Source organism: Nocardioides marinquilinus (assembly GCF_039543705.1).
Classification (GTDB): domain Bacteria; phylum Actinomycetota; class Actinomycetes; order Propionibacteriales; family Nocardioidaceae; genus Nocardioides; species Nocardioides marinquilinus.
Genome location: NZ_BAABKG010000003.1, coordinates 249,088 through 265,984 on the forward strand (window position 1 = coordinate 249,088; position 16,897 = coordinate 265,984).

18 protein-coding genes are annotated in these 16,897 nt (G+C 75.2%); 9 read left to right on the forward strand and 9 right to left on the reverse strand.

Annotated features, from left to right (window positions below):
* The first annotated feature begins 462 nt into the window (after positions 1-462).
* From ABEA04_RS12220 to ABEA04_RS12230, 3 genes are read left to right on the forward strand one after another with little or no spacing between them, the layout of a single operon-like run.
* On the forward strand, positions 463-1,800 hold the full coding sequence (locus ABEA04_RS12220; RefSeq protein WP_345460330.1) for a serine hydrolase domain-containing protein: 1,338 nt from the start codon (positions 463-465) through the stop codon (positions 1,798-1,800).
* The gene (locus ABEA04_RS12225; RefSeq protein WP_345458716.1) at positions 1,797-2,129 is read left to right on the forward strand and encodes a cupin domain-containing protein; all 333 of its coding nucleotides are present in this window, start codon (positions 1,797-1,799) and stop codon (positions 2,127-2,129) included. The genes ABEA04_RS12220 and ABEA04_RS12225 overlap by 4 nt, the downstream gene beginning before the upstream one ends.
* A 25-nt stretch (positions 2,130-2,154) precedes the next feature.
* Positions 2,155-2,859: a YwaF family protein gene (locus ABEA04_RS12230; protein ID WP_345458718.1), complete on the forward strand. Its 705-nt coding sequence runs from the start codon at positions 2,155-2,157 to the stop codon at positions 2,857-2,859.
* Here the strand turns inward: ABEA04_RS12230 and ABEA04_RS12235 are convergent.
* Positions 2,856-4,550, reverse strand: coding sequence for a Mur ligase family protein (locus tag ABEA04_RS12235; protein ID WP_345458720.1), 1,695 nt, complete (start codon positions 4,548-4,550; stop codon positions 2,856-2,858). The two genes, ABEA04_RS12230 and ABEA04_RS12235, sit on opposite strands and share 4 nt — an antisense overlap.
* Before the next feature lie 68 nt (positions 4,551-4,618).
* Between ABEA04_RS12235 and ABEA04_RS12240 the strand changes: the two genes are divergently transcribed.
* The gene (locus tag ABEA04_RS12240; RefSeq protein ID WP_345458722.1) at positions 4,619-5,134 is read left to right on the forward strand and encodes a DinB family protein; all 516 of its coding nucleotides are present in this window, start codon (positions 4,619-4,621) and stop codon (positions 5,132-5,134) included.
* Between the two features lie 11 nt (positions 5,135-5,145).
* On the opposite strand, the gene ABEA04_RS12245 is transcribed toward ABEA04_RS12240, so the two are convergent.
* From ABEA04_RS12245 to ABEA04_RS12260, 4 genes are all read right to left on the reverse strand, one after another.
* Positions 5,146-5,523, reverse strand: coding sequence for a YciI family protein (locus ABEA04_RS12245; protein WP_345458724.1), 378 nt, complete (start codon positions 5,521-5,523; stop codon positions 5,146-5,148).
* Positions 5,524-5,728: 205 nt separating this feature from the next.
* Positions 5,729-6,508, reverse strand: a complete 780-nt coding sequence (gene fabI / locus ABEA04_RS12250) for an enoyl-ACP reductase FabI (RefSeq protein WP_345458726.1) — start codon at positions 6,506-6,508, stop codon at positions 5,729-5,731.
* A gap of 1 nt (position 6,509) precedes the next feature.
* On the reverse strand, positions 6,510-7,226 hold the full coding sequence (fabG, locus tag ABEA04_RS12255) for a 3-oxoacyl-ACP reductase FabG (RefSeq protein WP_345458728.1): 717 nt from the start codon (positions 7,224-7,226) through the stop codon (positions 6,510-6,512).
* A gap of 96 nt (positions 7,227-7,322) precedes the next feature.
* Complete coding sequence (locus ABEA04_RS12260) at positions 7,323-7,538, reverse strand: dodecin (protein WP_345458730.1); 216 nt, start codon at positions 7,536-7,538, stop codon at positions 7,323-7,325.
* A 65-nt stretch (positions 7,539-7,603) separates the two neighbouring features.
* Here ABEA04_RS12260 and ABEA04_RS12265 point away from each other — a divergent pair, with 65 nt between their 5' ends.
* The 4 genes from ABEA04_RS12265 to ABEA04_RS12280 are packed head-to-tail and all read left to right on the forward strand — an operon-like array spanning position 7,604 to position 10,761.
* The gene (locus ABEA04_RS12265; RefSeq protein ID WP_345458732.1) at positions 7,604-7,939 is read left to right on the forward strand and encodes a DUF3099 domain-containing protein; all 336 of its coding nucleotides are present in this window, start codon (positions 7,604-7,606) and stop codon (positions 7,937-7,939) included.
* A 4-nt stretch (positions 7,940-7,943) separates the two neighbouring features.
* On the forward strand, positions 7,944-8,171 hold the full coding sequence (locus ABEA04_RS12270) for an acetone carboxylase (RefSeq protein WP_345458734.1): 228 nt from the start codon (positions 7,944-7,946) through the stop codon (positions 8,169-8,171).
* A 38-nt stretch (positions 8,172-8,209) separates the two neighbouring features.
* Entirely contained in the window at positions 8,210-9,337 is a 1,128-nt protein-coding gene (locus ABEA04_RS12275; RefSeq protein WP_345458736.1) for a M20/M25/M40 family metallo-hydrolase, read from the forward strand.
* Positions 9,316-10,761 carry an aminotransferase class I/II-fold pyridoxal phosphate-dependent enzyme gene (locus tag ABEA04_RS12280; protein WP_345458738.1) on the forward strand — a complete coding sequence of 482 codons (1,446 nt, stop codon included), beginning with the start codon at positions 9,316-9,318 and terminating at the stop codon, positions 10,759-10,761. The genes ABEA04_RS12275 and ABEA04_RS12280 overlap by 22 nt, the downstream gene beginning before the upstream one ends.
* Before the next feature lie 179 nt (positions 10,762-10,940).
* Here the strand turns inward: ABEA04_RS12280 and moaA are convergent, their stop codons facing one another.
* Positions 10,941-11,936: a GTP 3',8-cyclase MoaA gene (moaA, locus tag ABEA04_RS12285; RefSeq protein WP_345458740.1), complete on the reverse strand. Its 996-nt coding sequence runs from the start codon at positions 11,934-11,936 to the stop codon at positions 10,941-10,943.
* A gap of 51 nt (positions 11,937-11,987) precedes the next feature.
* Between moaA and ABEA04_RS12290 the strand changes: the two genes are divergently transcribed.
* On the forward strand, positions 11,988-12,809 hold the full coding sequence (locus tag ABEA04_RS12290; RefSeq protein ID WP_345458742.1) for an SURF1 family cytochrome oxidase biogenesis protein: 822 nt from the start codon (positions 11,988-11,990) through the stop codon (positions 12,807-12,809).
* A gap of 484 nt (positions 12,810-13,293) precedes the next feature.
* On the opposite strand, the gene ABEA04_RS12295 is transcribed toward ABEA04_RS12290, so the two are convergent.
* Genes ABEA04_RS12295 through ABEA04_RS12305 form a run of 3 tightly spaced genes read right to left on the reverse strand, consistent with a single transcriptional unit; the run spans position 13,294 to position 16,896 of the window.
* Entirely contained in the window at positions 13,294-14,097 is an 804-nt protein-coding gene (locus ABEA04_RS12295; RefSeq protein WP_345458744.1) for an SDR family oxidoreductase, read from the reverse strand.
* The gene (locus tag ABEA04_RS12300; protein ID WP_425577038.1) at positions 14,097-16,028 is read right to left on the reverse strand and encodes an ABC transporter ATP-binding protein; all 1,932 of its coding nucleotides are present in this window, start codon (positions 16,026-16,028) and stop codon (positions 14,097-14,099) included. The genes ABEA04_RS12295 and ABEA04_RS12300 overlap by 1 nt, the downstream gene beginning before the upstream one ends.
* Before the next feature lie 55 nt (positions 16,029-16,083).
* The gene (locus ABEA04_RS12305; protein ID WP_345458748.1) at positions 16,084-16,896 is read right to left on the reverse strand and encodes an enoyl-CoA hydratase/isomerase family protein; all 813 of its coding nucleotides are present in this window, start codon (positions 16,894-16,896) and stop codon (positions 16,084-16,086) included.
* Position 16,897: the final 1 nt, after the last annotated feature.

The following is a 16,897-nucleotide window of genomic DNA, read 5'->3' on the forward strand; positions in this document are numbered from 1 at the left end:
CCGCTCGGCTGCTCGACCACCGGCGGGACCGACCCCGGTGGTCGAACAGCGAGGAACGAGCGTCGTCGAGACCACCGGCCCTGCACGCGAAGCCTCCCGTGGGTTGCCCTTCGACAGGCTCAGGGTCCGTGGGGTCGGGCTGGCGTTGACGGCGGGAGGTCTCGAGGCTCGGCCGTGGCCGGCCTCGCGCCTCGACCTCCGGTGGTCGAGCAGCGAGGAACGAGCGTCGTCGAGAGTGCCCTTCGACAGGCTCAGGGTCCGTCGGGTCGGGCCGGCGTCGACGGCGGGAGGTCTCGCCCCGACGACGGTCGAGGTGCGAGGAGCCCCGGCGACGAGCCTCGAGACCACCGGCCGCGCACGGTGACGGGCTCGGGGCCCGTGAGGCACGGCGGCGTCTGTCGGTTTCTGTCGGCGGGGGTGGCTAGCGTGCGGGGCGTCCCACCACCGACGACGGAGGCCGTGATGCACGAGCTGGAGGGTCTGGGCGACCTGCTGGCGCAGGCGTGCGCCGATCCGGAGGCCGGCGCGCCGGGGGCGGTGCTGGGGGTCTGGCACGACGGCCGGCTGCAGGTGGCGGCCCACGGGGTGCTCAGCAGGCGCACGCAGGTGCCGGTGACGGCCGACAGCGTCTTCCAGATCGGGTCGATCACCAAGCCGTGGACGGCGACGGTGGTGGCCGGACTGGCGGCCGAGGGCCGGCTGCACCTCGACAGCACCGTCGCCGAGCTGCTCCCCGGGGTGCGGCTCGGGCGCGACGACCTCGGCGACCGGGTCACCGTCCGCCACCTGCTCACCCACACCAGCGGCATCGACGGCGACGTCTTCACCGACACCGGACGCGGCGACGACAGCGTCGCCCGCTACGTCGACCTGCTCGCCGACGCCGTGACGGTGCACGAGCCCGGCGCGGCCTACTCCTACTGCAACAGCGGCTACGTCGTCCTCGGGCGCATCGCCGAGGTGATCGACGGCGCGGTGTGGGACGACGTCCTGCAGCGCCGCCTCGCCGCCCCGCTCGGGCTCGCCGACGTGTGCACCCTGCCCGAGCAGGCCGTGCTGCGACGCGCGGCCGTGGGCCACGAGTCCGGCGGGCCGGTGACCACGTGGGCGCTCCCCCGCTCGGTCGGGCCGGCGGGCACGGTTGCCACCACCGCGGCCGACCTGCTCGGCTTCGCCCGGCAGTGGCTCGCGGACGACGTCCCCGACCACCTCGCCGCCATGACCGAGCCGCTGGTCGACGTCCCCGACGGCTCCGACCTGCAGGCGGTCGGCTGGGGCTGGCGGGTCGGGCGGTGGGACGGGCACCTCGTCCTCGGCCACTCCGGCCTCACCCTCGGCCAGAGCGCGACGCTGCGCATCCTGCCCTCGCTCGGCCTCGCCGCCTGCGTGCTCACCAACGGCGAGCGGGCCGACGCCGTCCACCTCCGTGTCGTGCCGTCGCTGGTGCGCGACCTCACCGGGGTCGAGATGCCGCCGCTGCCGGGGCCCGACCCCGAAGCCAGTCCCGACCGCGACGGGCTGGCGGCCTTCACCGGGCGCTACCTGCGGCGCGCCGCCCACTACGACGTCGAGCTCGACGACGCCGGGCTGTGGGCCACCGCCACCCCCGCCGGCGAGCTGGCCGGGCACGGGCCGGCGCCCGAGCGGCTGCTGCTGCGGCCCCGGGCGAGCGGTGGTGCCGGGGGCTTCGTCCGCCGCTCGCACGACACCGAGCCGTGGGCCCCGCTCACCTTCGGCCGCCTGCCCGACGGCACGCCGATGCTCTTCACCGCCGGCCGGGTCGCGGTGCGTGCGCCGTGAGGATCGTCGAGCTGGCCGACGTGCCGCACCGACCCGTCGACGCCCACCACAGCAGGGGCTTCACCCTCGGCGCGCTCGGCGTCACCGCCGACGCCCACGTCGTCGTGGTCTCGCTGCGCCCGGGCGGGGTCGTCGGCCGTCATCCCGCCGCGGGCCGCCAGCTGCTCGTCGTCCTCGACGGCGACGCTGCGGTCGCCGGGGCCGAGGGCCCCGCGGTCACCATCGGCCCGGGCCAGGCGGCCGTGTGGGAGGCCTACGAGAGCCACGAGACCCGCACCGTCGGCGGTCTCCTGGCGCTGGTCGTCGAGGGCGAGATCGACCTGCGCTGACCCGCCGTACGGCATCCTGTGCGTCGTGGAGGCCTACAGCACCCCGCACCTCGTGGCGCTGCTCGTCTTCGTCGCGGGCATCCCGGTGGCGGCCTGGTTGGGCGCGCGCGAGCGCCGCACGGGCGTGCCCGTGGCCAGCCGCACGATGGCGGTGCTCATCCCGCTCGTGCACGTGCCCACCCAGCTCGTCGACGTCGTCACCAGCTTTGAGCTCGGGGTCTCGCTGCCCCTGCACCTGTGCGACCTCGCCTGGATCGCGGCGACCGTCGCGCTCTGGACGCAGAACCGGTACGCCGTCGCGCTCACCTACTTCTGGAGCCTGCTGACCCTGCAGGGCATCGTCACGCCGTCGCTGGGCGAGGACTTCCCCGAGCTGCGCTTCTTCGCCTACTGGGCGCTGCACCTGCTGATCATGTGGGCGGCGGTGCTGCTGGTCTGGGGCCTGCGCCGCACGCCGACGTGGCGCGACTACGCCTTCACCGTCGGCGCCACGCTGCTGTGGGCGGTGGGCACCTACTGCTTCAACGCCGCCGCCGGCACCAACTACGGCTACCTGCAGGAGAAGCCGTCGTCCGGCTCGATCCTCGACCTGCTCGGACCGTGGCCGGTCTACGTCGTGGCCGAGATCGTCATCGTCGCGGCCGTGTGGGCGCTGATGACGTGGCCGTGGGTGCGCGCCGCCGAGCGTGAGCCGGCGCCGTCCGCCACCCGCTCCGACCAGACGGCCTAGCCGGCGGCCCGCACCTTCGCCGCGAGCGTCGCGCCCGTGTCGGGGGTCGCGCCGTGGTCGGCCAGCCAGTCGTAGCACTCCTGGCGCTCGGCGTGGCACATCAGCCCGACGACGTCGCCCGGCAGCGCCTGCCCGACCAGCGCCGAGAGCGCGGCGACCTCGGTGGGGTAGGCCGGGATGCCGGTGACCCCGACCCGCTCGGCGCCGGCCCGCATCAGCACCTCGAGCTCGACGGTGGTGCGGCCGCGCAGGTAGCGCTCCTTGTGGCCGATGGCGACGACGTCGCTGTCGCGGGCCGCGATCTCGCCCAGCTTCTCGATCAGGTCGTCGGTGCGGTCGCCGACCACGCCGAGGCCGAGCAGCAGCCGTCCGCCGGGCGGCCGCACCCCGTTCATGATCTCGAACAGCGCCTCGAGACCGGCCTCGTTGTGGGCGAGGTCCATCACGACGCTGACGCCGCTGGGGGTGGTGAAGAAGTTCATGCGGCCCGGGTTGTGCTCGGCGTCGGGGGCGAAGGTGCGCAGCCCCTCGACGACGACGTCGCGCTCGATGCCCACCGCGAGCGCCGCCGAGGCCGCCGCCAGCGTGTTCTCGACGTTGAACCGCGACAGCCCGGCCAGCGTCATCGGGACGTCGACCAGCTCGACCAGCGGGTCGGGGTCGGCGCCCGGCCGCAGCACCGCCACCCAGCCGTCGATCACGACGGTGGCGCGGCCCTTGTCGCTGAGCGTCTCGCGGACGCCGGGCGAGTCGACGTCCCGCGAGAAGACCCACGGCTGCGCCTTGATGACGCCGCGCATCGCGTAGACCCGCGGGTCGTCGGCGTTGAGCACCGCCCAGCCCCTGCGGCGGGTGATGCGGGGCACGACAGCCTTGACCTCGGCGAGCTGGTCGAGGGTGTCGATGCCCTGCAGGCCCAGGTGATCGGCCGAGACGTTGGTGACGACCGAGACGTCGTTGTGGGTCAGCCCGATGCCCTTGAGCAGGATGCCGCCCCGCGCGGTCTCGGTGACGGCGAGCTGCACCTCGGGATGGGCCAGCACGCGCCCCGCGCCGCTCGGACCCGAGTAGTCGCCGCCGTCGACCATGCGGCCGTCGACGTAGATGCCGTCGGTGTTCGACCAGCCGACGAGCCGGCCGTCGGTGCGCGCGATGTGGGCGACCATCCGCGAGGTCGTGGTCTTGCCGTTGGTGCCGGTGACGGCCACGACCGGCACGTGGGGGGTGATCGTGGTCGGCGCGGGGCCCGGGTCGGCGGCGGCGACCCGCTCGGCGGCGGCGCTGACGGCCGCGTCGACGTCGCCGGGGACGGCGTCCAGCACCGAGGCCACCGCCCGGCCCATCTCCTCGGCCCGGGTGCGGTGCTGCCACGGGAACGCCACCACCACGGTGTGGCGGTCGGCCGTGGGCCGCACCCGCACGCCCAGCCGCGACGTGCCGGACTCCTTCGCCACCGCACGCACGAGCCGCTCGACCGCCCGCAGGGCGAACCGCTGCCGGAAGCCGGAGCCCGGCGCGCCCGGACGCGCGTTGCGCAGCCCGATGCGGGCCGCGAGGCGGGTGGCGGTCTGCTCACCGGCGTCGGAGAGGTGCTCGATGTCGAGGGTGAGCTTGACCGCCGCCCGCGGGAAGTACAGGTTCGGCCCCTCCAGCACCCGCAGCTCGACGAGGGACTCCGGCTCAGCGCTCACGCGGCCGACGCTATCGACCCCGTGCCCCGGCTGGACAGCGGCCGAGCCCCTGCGGTCGGGTGGACGCCGTGACGACGCCCCCCGCACCGGACCACCAGCCCGACCGCGAGCTGCTGCTCAGCCGGCTCACCGGCCGCCGCCGGCACGTGCTCGACCAGCTCGAGGGCCTGGACGACGGGCAGCTGCGCCGTCCAGTGCTGCCGTCGGGCTGGAGCTGCCTGGGTCTCCTGCGCCACCTGACCCTCTCGGACGAGCGCTACTGGTTCGAGGTGGTCGTGGCCGGCGGGCCGCTCGACTTCTTCCCCGACGGCGAGAACGCGGACTGGTCCGTCGCCCCCGACGAGCCGGCCGAGCAGGTGCTGGCGGCCTACCGGGCGGCCGTCGAGCGCAGCGACGCGATCATCGCCGCGCGCCGCCTCGACACCCCGCCCGCCGTCACCGAGCCGTGGTGGGCCGAGGCCGGCCTCGCCTTCCCCGACCTGCGCTCGGTCGTGATGCACGTGCTGGTCGAGACCGCCACCCACGCGGGCCACCTGGACGCCGTCCGCGAGCTGATCGACGGGCGGCAGCACATCGTGCTGTGACGTCGGGTCGGTCAGGTCGCCATCCGGCGCAGCTCGACGTGGTCGCCGCCCTCGGCGAAGGCGCGGACCACCTCAAGCAGGTCGGCCTCGTCGGCGGACTCGACCAGGTAGAAGCCGGCGACCTGCTCGGCCGACTCGGTGAACGGGCCGTCGGTGACCACCGCCGAGCCCCGCGCCGTGTTGCGCATCGAGACCGCCTGCGCCGACGGCTCCAGCGGTCCGCCCGTGACGATCGTGTGGCCGCGCGCGACCAGCGCCTCGTGGAAGCGCTGGTGGTTGCGGTGGCCTTCCTCGTGCTCGGACTCAGGCAGCGCGGCCCACTCCGCCTCGGGGGCGGGCAGGAGCAGCAGGTAGCGGCGGGTCGGGGTCTGGGTGGGGTGCTCGGTCACGGGGTCTCCGTTCGGGGAGGACAGGTCGTCACCATGACGCGCGGGCGGGGTCGGGATCGACGATCTCGGTGGCTGGCTTGAGTGCCTTCCTCACCAGGTCTCGTCACGCCGGTTCGGCCCTCGCGGTTCCTGAGCCTGTCGGAGGGCGGGCCGACGGCTTGCTCGACCCTCATCGGCGCCTGCACGCGCTTCGCACGCTCGCGCGTCAGGCGCCCATGGCGTGGAAGCCGCCGTCGACGTGCACGATCTCGCCGGTGGTGGCGGGGAAGAAGTCGCTCAGCAGCGCGCAGACGGCCTTGGCGGTGGGCACGTGGTCGGCGTTGTCCCAGCCGAGCGGCGCCTTGGTCTCCCACAGCGCCTCGAGGTCCTCGAAGCCGGGGATCGCCTTGGCGGCGAGGGTCTTCAGCGGGCCGGCGCTGACCAGGTTGACCCGGATGCCCTCGGGGCCGAGGTCGCGGGCCAGGTAGCGCGCGCACGACTCGAGGCCGGCCTTCGCCACGCCCATCCAGTCGTAGACCGGCCAGGCGACGGTGGCGTCGAAGGTGAGGCCGACGACCGACGAGCCGGGGCTCAGCAGCGGCCGGGTGGCGACGGCCAGCGCCTTGAGCGAGTAGGCCGAGACGTGCAGGGCCTGGGCGACGTCGTCCCACGGGCCGTCGAGGAACTTGCCGCCGAGCAGCGTCTCGGGGTTGCCGTAGGCGATGGAGTGGACGACGCCGTCGAGGCCGTCGACGTGCTCGCGCACCGCGTCGGGCAGCGCGGCGAGGTGGTCGGGGTCGGTGACGTCGAGCTCGAGCACCGGCGGTTCGACCGGCAGCCGCTTCGCGATCCGGCGGGTGATGCCGAGCGCGCGGCCGAAGTTGCTGATGAGCACGGTCGCGCCCTGCTCCTGGGCGACCTTGGCGGTGGCGAAGCCGATGGAGGAGTCCATCGTCACGCCCGCCACGAGGATGCGCTTGCCGTCGAGAAGACCGGTCGATGTCATGTCAGTGCCCCATTCCCAGTCCGCCGTCGACGGGGATGACGGCCCCCGTGACGTATGCGCCCGCGTCGCTCGCGAGCCAGGTCACCGCGCCGGCCACCTCGGCCGGGTCGGCGTAGCGCTGCAGCGGCACCTGCTGCTTGATGGCCGCCTTCTGCTCGTCGGTGAGCACCGCGGTCATGTCGGTGTCGACGTAACCGGGCGCCACCACGTTGGCCGTGATCGAGCGCGAGCCCAGCTCGCGCGCCAGCGAGCGCGCCATGCCGACCAGTCCGGCCTTGGACGCCGCGTAGTTGACCTGCCCGGGCGAGCCGAGCAGCCCCACGACCGAGGAGATGAAGATGATCCGGCCGCGACGCCGGCGCAGCATGCCCTTGGCGGCGCGCTTGGCCAGGCGGAACGAGCCGGTGAGGTTGGTCTCGACGACGCGGCTCCAGTCGTCCTCCGACATCCGCAGCACCAGGGTGTCGGCGGTGATGCCGGCGTTGGCCACCAGCACCTCGACCGGGCCGAGCTCGGCCTCGACGGTCGTGAACGCCGCCTCGACGGCGTCGGGGTCGGTGATGTCGCAGGTGACGTCGAGCGCGCCCTCGGGCGCCCCGCCGCTGCGGGTGGTCACCGCGACGCGGTCGCCCTGGGCGATGAACGCCTCGGCGATGGCGCGGCCGATGCCGCGGTTTCCGCCGGTGACGAGGACGACGCGGGGCTCGGTCTCACTCACGGGGCCCGACGCTAGCGACTACCGCCGGGTAGCCACGAGTCCGGCGTCCGACCCGACCGTCCCGCGCGCGCCCTGCACGTCGTCCGGGACGTCGTCCTACTCGTCGTCCTCGAGGCGGAAGCCGAGCTTGAGGCCGACCTGGTAGTGCTCGACCGAACCGTCCTTGATCTGGCCGCGCACCTGCGTCACCTCGAACCAGTCGAGGTGGCGCAGGGTCTTGCTGGCCCGCTCGATGCCGTTGCTGATGGCCTGCTCGATGCTCTCCGGCGAGGTGCCGACGATCTCGGTGAGGCGGTAGGTGCGGTTCGTCATGGCCGCACTCTAGGATCACCCGCCCGGCCCGTGTCCGGGCCGTCTCCGCGACGTAGGCTGAGGACATGTCACGGAGCGCACGAACCGACCGTCGGACGGACGACGCGATCCGCATCACGACCGCTGCCGAGGGCCGTGAGAAGGACATCCGGGCCCGCCAGAAGCGCTACCTGCTCTCGATGAGCCTGCGCACGCTGTGCTTCGTCGGCGCCATCATCGCCTCGCTCGCCGGCGTCGGCTGGCTGTGGCCGATCCTCATCGCCGGCGCGATCATCCTCCCCTACATCGCGGTCGTGATGGCCAACGTCGCGGCCAACCACTCCGACGGCTTCCGGCTGCGTGAGGGCAACTTCGGCGCCCCCGAGCTGACCTCGGGCTCCACCGGTCACCGCGAGCTCTGAGCCGGTGACCCTCGACGGGTCGGCCGGGGCTGACGCCGGGCCCGACGTCGACGTCTGCTCGGCCCGTGGGTGCCGGGCGCCGGCGGTCTGGCAGCTGGGCTGGAACAACCCCAGGCTGCACGCGCCCGACCGCCGCAAGGTGTGGCTGGCCTGCGAGGAGCACCGGGAGTCGCTCTCGGCCTTCCTCGAGGCGCGCGGGTTCCTGCGCGACGTCGCGGCGCACGCGGGCTGAGGACCGCCGAGCCCGGCGCCCGACCGTAGGGTCGCGCCATGGACGACGTCGCGGCCGAGGCGGTTGCGCTGACCGCCGCGCTCGTCGGCATCGACAGCGTCAACCCGACACTGGTCCCGGGAGCCGCCGGCGAGCGCGCGGTGGTCGAGCACCTGCGCCGCCGGCTCGAGGGCCGCGGGTTCGAGACCCACGTGGTGCTCGGGGCGGGCGGGCCCACGCGACCCAGCCTGGTCGCCGTCCCGCGGACGCCGGTGGCCGGACCCACCGTCGTCCTGAACGGCCACCTCGACACGGTCGGGGTCGGCGGCATGGCCGAGCCGTTCACGCCGCGGGTGGACGGCGACCGGCTCAGCGGGCGCGGCGCGGCCGACATGAAGGGCGGGGTGGCCGCCCTGGTGGCGGCGGCCGAGCGGCTCGTGGCCGACCGCGCCCCGGTGCGGCCGGTGCTGGCCCTCGTGGCCGACGAGGAGGACGCGAGCCTCGGCACCGAGGCGGTCGTCGAGGCGCTGCCCGGCCTCGGCGTCGAGCCCACCGCGTGCCTGGTGGGCGAGCCCACCGACCTCGCGCTCGCCCGGTCGCTGCGCGGGTTCGCGGTGGTGCGGGTGCGGTTCGCCGGACGCGCGGCGCACAGCTCGCAGCCCGAGCACGGCGTCAACGCCGTCACCCACCTCGGCCGGCTGCTGGCGGCCGTCGACGAGCGGGCGCCCGCCGTCCGGGCCCGGGGCGGCGACCTGATGGTCACGGCGGCGCACGGCGGCTCCACGCCGTTCGTCGTCCCCGACGCGGCGGAGTGCCTGGTCGAGCGGCGCACCGTGCCCGGCGAGTCGGCCACGGGCGCGCTGGCCGAGGTGCAGGCGCTGCTCGACCCCGGGTGGCGGGCCGAGGCCGTCCTCGAGGCGCACCGCGACGCCTGGCGGCTCGACGCCGACGGCGCCGCGGCCGACCTCGCCGCCCGGCTCGGGGCGCGGCTCGGCACGACGTCCGACTTCGACGCGCCCTACTGGATGGAGGCCCCGCTGTGGCAGCGGCTGTGCCCCACGCTGGTCTGCGGCCCATCGGGCGGCGGGCTGCACGCCGTCGACGAGTGGGTCGACCTGCGACAGGTGCGGGCGCTGGCCGAGGCGCTGGTCGACGTGCTCGGCGCGTGGCCCGGGACGGCGCGCTGATGCCCACCGACCCGCGCGGCCTGCGCACCGACGCGCCGCTGCTCGACGCCTGGCTGCGCTTCCACGAGCGGGCTCCGACGCCGTTCACCATCCCCGGCCACAAGCAGCGCCACGACCTGGTCGGCGACGTCGTGGCCGGCGACGTGCCGCTCTACGGCGGGCTCGACGAGGTCGGGCTCACCGTCGGTGTGCTGGCCGAGGCGGAGGCGCGGGCCGCCCGGCTGTGGGGCGCCGACCTGTGCCGGTTCTCGACCGGTGGCGCCACCCACGCCAACCAGGCGCTGGCGCTCGCGCTCGGCGCCCCCGGTGACCGGGTCGTGGTCAGCCGCACGCTGCACCGCTCCCTGCTGCTCGGCCTCGTGCTCGCCGGCCTCGACCCCGTGTGGGTGCGCCCCGACCTGGACGCCGCCACCGGGCTGCCGCTGGGCGTGCCGCCGTCCGCGGTCGCACGCGCCCTGGCCACGCACCCCGAGGCCCGGGCGGTGCTCGTGGGCGACCCGTCCTACGTCGGCACGGTGGGCGACGTCGCCGGGCTGGCCGAGGTGGCACACCGGCACGGCGTCCCGCTGATCGTCGACGCGGCGTGGGCGGCGCACTTCGGCTTCCACCCCGCGCTCCCCCGGCACGCGCTGCAGCTGGGGGCGGACGCCGTCGTGGTCAGCGCGCACAAGACGCTGCCGGCGTGCAGCCAGGCGGCACTCGTGCTCGCCCGCACCGAGCGTCTGGACGCCGCCCGCCTCGACGCCGGTGTCGAGGCCACCGCCACCACCAGCCCGGCCGGGGCGGTGCTGGCCAGCACGGACGCCGCCCGCGCGCTGCTCGAGCGCGACGGCGAGGCGCTGCTCGGGGCGGCGCTGGACGTCGTCCGGCGGGCGCGGGCGCGGTTGGCCGAGGTGCCGGGCCTCGTCGTCCTCGACGGCCCGCACGTCGACCCGTTGAAGCTGACCCTGCTGCTGCTCGGCACCGGCGCCGACGGCAGGGCCGTGGAGCGGGACCTGGTCGCGGCGGGGCTACCGGTCGAGGCGGCCGAGCGTGACCTGGTGGTCGCCGTGGTGACGCTCGCCGACACCGCCGCGACGGTCGGCGCGCTGGTCGACGCGGTGGTGGCCGCCGTCCAGCGGCACCGCGGGCCCGCCCGGCCGGTTGTGACGGCGGCCGCCTTCGGGGTCGAGCCCGAGCCGGCGACGACGCCGCGCGAGGCGTTCTTCGCGCCCGCCGAGCCGGTGGCGGTGGACCGCGCGGTGGGCCGGGTGTGCGCCGAGCTGGTCGCGCCCTACCCGCCCGGCGTCCCGGTGCTCGCGCCCGGCGAGCGGGTGACCGAGGCGGCGCTCGCCGCGCTCACGGCCGCGCGCGACGCCGGCGTCCGGATCGCCTACGCGGCCGACCCGTCGCTCGCGACGCTCCGGGTCGTCGCCGGGCGCTGACCGGCCGACGCGGGAGCACGAACCGAGCGATCGCACGGTTCAGGCGCGGTGAGTGGCCGATCCGGTGCACGAACCGAGCGATCGCACGGTTCAGGCGCGGTGAGCGGCCGATCCGGTGCACGAACCGAGCGATCGCACGGTTCAGGCGACGGACGGGCCCGGGGAACGTGGCGCCCGGGTCAGCCGCCGATGGCGCTCATCGGGCGCTGCGGCTGCAGGAAGGTGGGGTCGTCGATGCCGTGGCCCGCGGCCTTGCCGCGCATCGCGGTGACCCAGAGCGCCGCCAGCTCGGCGTCGGAGGCGCCATCGCGCAGCGCGGCCCGCAGGTCGGACTCACGCCGCGCGAACAGGCAGGTGCGCACCTGGCCGTCGGCGGTCAGGCGCACCCGGTCGCAGTCGCCGCAGAACGGGCGGGTGACCGAGGCGATGACACCGACGGTGGCGGGGCCGCCGTCGACCAGGAACAGCTCGGCCGGGGCGCTGCCCCGGGGCTCGGCGGCCGGCGTCAGCTCGTGGTGCTGCGCCAGGGCGGCGTGGATCTCGTCGGCGGTGACCATGCCGTCGCGCGACCAGCCGTGCTGGGCGTCGAGCGGCATCTGCTCGATGAAGCGCAGGTCGTAGCCGCGCTCGAGGCACCAGCCGAGCAGCTCGGCGGCCTGGTCGTCGTTGACGCCGCGCATCAGCACCGCGTTCACCTTGACCGGACCGAGGCCGGCGTCGGCGGCGGCCGCCAGACCCGCGACGACGTCGTCCAGGCGGTCGCGGCGGGTCATGGCCGTGAAGGTCTCGCGGCGCACGGTGTCGAGGCTGACGTTCACCCGGTCGAGCCCCGCCTCGGCCAGCGCCTGGGCGGTGCGGGCCAGTCCGAGTCCGTTGGTGGTCATGGACTGCTCGAGGCCGGGGTGGGCGGCCTTGACGCGCGCCACGATGCCGACCAGGCCCCGGCGGACCAGGGGCTCGCCGCCGGTGAACCGCACCTCGCGCACGCCGAGCCGCTCGGCGGCGATGCCGATGAGCCGCACGACCTCGTCGTCGCTGAGGACGTCGTCGGTGGGCAGCCAGTCGAGGCCCTCGGCCGGCATGCAGTAGGTGCAGCGCAGGTTGCAGCGATCGGTCAGCGAGACCCGGAGGTCGGTCGCGACCCGACCGTGGTCGTCGGCGAGCGGAGTCGCCATGGGGAGCACCTGCACGACCTCAGCCTACGGTCGCGCCGGTAGATTCGGGGCGTGGGCTCGTACCGCTTCCTGTTGAGCCGGCGGTGGATCCTCTTCGCGGTCGCCGTCGCGCTCTCGGCCTACGCGGCGTGGTGGCTCGGCGAGTGGCAGTTCGGGCGGCTCCACGATCGGCGCGCCGACAACGCGATCGTGCGCACCAACCTCGACCGCGAGCCCGCCCCCGTCGAGGACGTTCTCGCGCCCGGCCGACCCGTCGACGACCGCCAGGAGTGGCGCCGCGTCGTCGCCACCGGCACCTACGACACCGACGACACCGTGCTCGTGCGCTACCGCAGCGGCGAGGACGGCGAGCCCGGCGTCGGCGTCGTCGTCCCCCTCGTCACCGCCGGTGGGACGGCGCTCGTGGTCGACCGCGGCTTCTTCGCCACCGACGACCCGCGCCCGGCCCCCGAGGAGGTGCCCGCGGCGCCGTCCGGCCAGGTGACCGTCACCGGGTGGGTGCGCGTCGACGGCACCGGCTCGAGCACCGCCGTCGACGCCACCGACGGGGGCCTGTCGACCCGCGCCATCTCCTCCGACGAGATCGGCTCGGCCATCGGCCGCCCGGTCTTCGGCGGGTTCGTCGACGCCCTCACCGAGGACCCCACCGCCCCGACCGCCCTGCAGCTGCGCGAGCCGCCCGACCTCGGCAGCGGCCCCCACTTCTTCTACGGCCTGCAGTGGTGGTTCTTCGGCGTGCTCGCGATCTTCGGGTTCGGCTACCTCGCCTACGACGAGCGCAAGCGCGGCCCCCGCGGCGAGCGCCCCCACCGCCAGCGCCCCGCCCGCGAGCGCCGCACCAACGTGCCTGCGGCGTACCGGCGGGACGGGTAGGGGTAGCGGCGTCCGCAGCGGCTCGGCCCGGGGCGGCGGTGAGCTGGTTACCGTTCCGGACGCCGATTCGGTCACCCACGCACCGCCCACGCGACTTCGGCCCGGGGCGCCGGTGAGCTGGTTACCGATCCGGACGCCGATTCGGTCACCCACGCACCGCCCACGCGACTTCGGCCCGGGCGCCGGTGAGCTGGTTACCGATCCGGGCGCCGATTCGGTGACCCACGCACCGCCCACGCGGCTCGGCCCGGGGCGGCGGTGCACCAACCACCGTCCCCAACTCCGGAACCGTGGCCCACGCACCGCTCCCCCGGCCCGGCCCGCCCGGCGGTGCACCAGCCACCGTCCCCGACCCCAGAACCGTGGCCCACGCACCGCCCACCCGGCCCAGCCCCACTAGCGGTGCACCAACCACCGTCCCCGACCCCAGAACCGTGGCCCACGCACCGCCCGGGCAGCCCTGGACCGGACGGTCGAGCAGGGATCAGAGGGCGCGGAGCATGCCGCCGTCGACGGGGAGCATGACGCCGCTGACGAAGGAAGCGGCGGGCGAGAGCAGGAAGGCGGCGGCGCGGCCGAACTCGGCGGGCTCGCCGTAGCGGCCGAGCGGGATGCGGGCACGGGCGGCGGCGCGGGCGGCGTCGGGGTCGCCGGTGGCGGCGTCCAGCTCGTCGACCCGCTCGGTGGCGACCCGGCCGGGCAGCAGCCCGTTGACGCGGACGCCGGCGGGGCCGAGCTCGTCGGCCAGCGTCTTGGCGACCATCGCGAGCCCCGGGCGCAGGCCGTTCGAGATGGCCAGGCCGCCGATCGGGGCGCGCACGCTGCTCGAGAGCACCAGCGCGATCGAGCCGCCGGAGCCGCCAGCGCCGCCGTCGGAGCCGCCGTCAGTGCCAGCGGCGAGCCGCTCCCCCACCGCCCGGGCGAGCCGCACCGCGCCGAGGAAGACCGAGCCGAAGGCCGCCGTCCACTGCTCGTCGCTGACCGCGCCGTCGCCCGAGACCGGGCCGGGCGGCGGTCCGCCGACCGAGACCAGCGCGCCGTCGAGGCGGCCCCACGCGTCGTGGGCCGCCCCGATCAGCCGCGCCGGCGTGTCGTGGTCGGCGTTGTCGGCCACCACGGTCGTGCACGCCGGTCCGAGCGCCGCGGCGGCCTCGGCCAGCGACGCCGCCGAGCGCCCCGAGAGGACGACGCGCGCCCCCTCGGCCACCAGCACGTCGGCCGTCGCCCGGCCCAGGCCGCGCGCCCCGCCGCTGACGACGAAGACGCGGTCGGCGAGCCCGAGGTCCATCAGCCGACCTCGGCCGGCTCGGCGACCTGGTCGGTCCCGCCGGACCGCTCCGCCGGCATGACCGGCTCCGGCACGTCGTCGACGAAGAACTGCGTGCGGTAGAGGTCGGCGTAGAGCCCACCGCGGGCCAGCAGCTCGCCGTGGGTGCCGAACTCGGCGATGCGGCCGTCGTCGAGCACCAGGATCTGGTCGGCGTTGCGCACGGTGCTGAGCCGGTGGGCGATGACGACCGACGTGCGCCCCTCGAGCGCGGCGTCGAGCGCCTTCTGCACCGCGGCCTCGGACTCGGAGTCGAGGTGGGCGGTGGCTTCGTCGAGCACGACGATCGAGGGCGCCTTCAGCAGCAGCCGCGCGATGGCCAGCCGTTGCCGCTCGCCACCCGAGAGCCGGTAGCCACGGTCGCCGACCACGGTGTCGAGCCCGTCGGGCAGCGAGCGCACCAGCGGCGCCACCTGGGCCGCCTCGAGCGCGCTCCACACCTCGTCCTCCGACGCCCCGGGTCGCGCGTAGCGCAGGTTGGCGCCGATGGTGTCGTGGAACATGTGGGCGTCCTGCGTGACGTAGCCGACGGCGTCCTCGAGCGACTGCAGCGTCACGTCGCGCACGTCGAGCCCGCCGACCCGCACCGCGCCGTCGTCGGCGTCGTAGAGCCGCGCGATGAGGTGGGTGATGGTGGTCTTGCCGGCACCCGAGGGCCCCACGAGCGCGACCATCTCGCCGGGCTGGGCCACGAAGCCGACGTCGGTGAGCACCTGGCGCCGCTCCCGCGACTCCGAGCGGACGACGGTCTCGAGCGACCCGAGGGAGACGTCGTCGGCGGCGGGGTAGGTGAAGGAGACGTGGTCGAGCTCGAGGCTCGCGGCGCCCGACGGCAGGGCGACGGCGCCGTGCTTCTCGCGCACCAGCGACGGTAGGTCGAGCACCTCGAAGACCCGCTCGAAGCTGACCAGCGCCGTCATGACGTCGATGCGCACGTTGGACAGGCCCTGCAGCGGGCCGAGCAGCCGCAGCAGCAGGGTGGCGAGGGCGAGCAGGGTGCCGACGGTGAGGGTGCCGTCGACGGCGAGGTGGCCGCCGACGCCGTAGACCAGCGCGGTGGCGAGCGCCGGCACGGTCATCATCGCGGCGCCGAAGACGCGGGTGATGAGCGTGATGCGGATGCCGAGGTCGCGCACCACGGCGGCCTTGGAGGCGAACAGCTCGTCCTCCTCGCCGCGGCGGCCGAACAGCTTGAGCAGCATGGCGCCGCCGACGTTGAACCGCTCGGTCATGACGTTGCCGAGGTCGGCGTTGCCGTCCATCTGCATGCGGGTCAGGCCGGCGAGGCGGCGACCGACCCACCGCGAGACCAGGAACAGCACCGGGAACATCAGCAGGCACAGCAGGGTGACCTGCCAGCTCAGCGCCAGCATGGCGACGCCGACCACCACCACGGCGACGGTGTTGCTGACCGTGCTGCCGAGGGTGGAGGTGAAGGCCCGCTGCGCCCCGATGACGTCGTTGTTGAGCCGGGAGACGAGCGCGCCGGTCTGGGTGCGGGTGAAGAACGCCAGCGACTGCCGCTGCACGTGCCCGAAGACCCGCGTGCGCAGGTCGAAGATCAGGCCCTCGCCGATGCGCGAGGAGAACCAGCCGCCGAGCACCGACAGCACGGCGCTGAACAGTGCAGCGCCGGCCATGGCGAGCGCGAGCAGGGTGACCAGGCGGGTGTCGCCGGCAATGATGCCGTCGTCGACGATGCGCTGCACCAGCAGCGGCGTCACGACGACCATGCCGGCGTCGACGACGGTGATGGCGAGGAAGATCGCGATCAGCCGGCGGTGGGGACGGGCGAACCCGACGACGCGCTTGACCGTGCCGGGCGCGACCTTGGTCTCGACCGTGCTGCGGTCGGTGCGCAGGTGGCGCCACGCGGCGCCGCTGGAGTACATCGACATCGGCTTCTCCTCTCGTGCCCGCCTCGCGGGTGGGCGGCGGGGCGGCGGGTCAGCCGCCCATCAGGCCGGCCAGCTCGCGGAACCTGCGGGTCTGGGCCTCCCGCTCGAGCCGCCGCTGCGTCTCGAGGTCGCGCTCGGCGGCCCCCAGCAGCAGCGCCGTGGTCTCGCGGACGGCGTCGGGCAGCGCGGCGGTAAGGGCGGTAACGAGCTCGGCGACGGCGCCGTCGAGCTCTGCGGCGGGCACCGGGCCCAGCGCGAGGCCGATGCGGGCCGCCTCCTCGGCGCCGACCGTGCGCGCGGTGGCGCAGATCTCCAGCGCCCTCGGGTAGCCAACCCGCTCGACCAGCGGTTTTGTTCCCGTGAGGTCGGGGACGAGGCCGAGCGCGGTCTCCTTCATGCAGAACCGCGCGTCGTCGGCAGCGAGCACCAGGTCGCACGACAGCGCCAGCTGGAACCCGGCGCCGATCGCGTGCCCCTCGACGACGGCGACCGAGACGAACCGCGGGTCGCGCAGCCAGGTGAAGCCGCGCTGGTAGGCGTCGATGGCGGCCGACATCTCCTCGTCGGACGCCGTGAGCAGGTCGGCCACGCTCTCCTGACCACCTGAGGCCCCGCTGCCGCCGGGCGTCAGCAGCGTGCGGTCGAGGCCCGCCGAGAACGTGCCGCCGGCCCCGCGGACGACGACCACCCGCACGTCGGCGGGCAGCGCGGCCCCGATCTCGGCCAGGACGCGCCACGTGGTCGGCGTCTGCGCGTTGCGCGCCTCGGGCTTGTCGAGGGTGATGGTCGCGAGGACGCCGTCGACGGCCAGGCGGAGCCGTCCGGCGGCCAGCCGGTCGGCGTCGGGGAGGTCGGTGCTCATG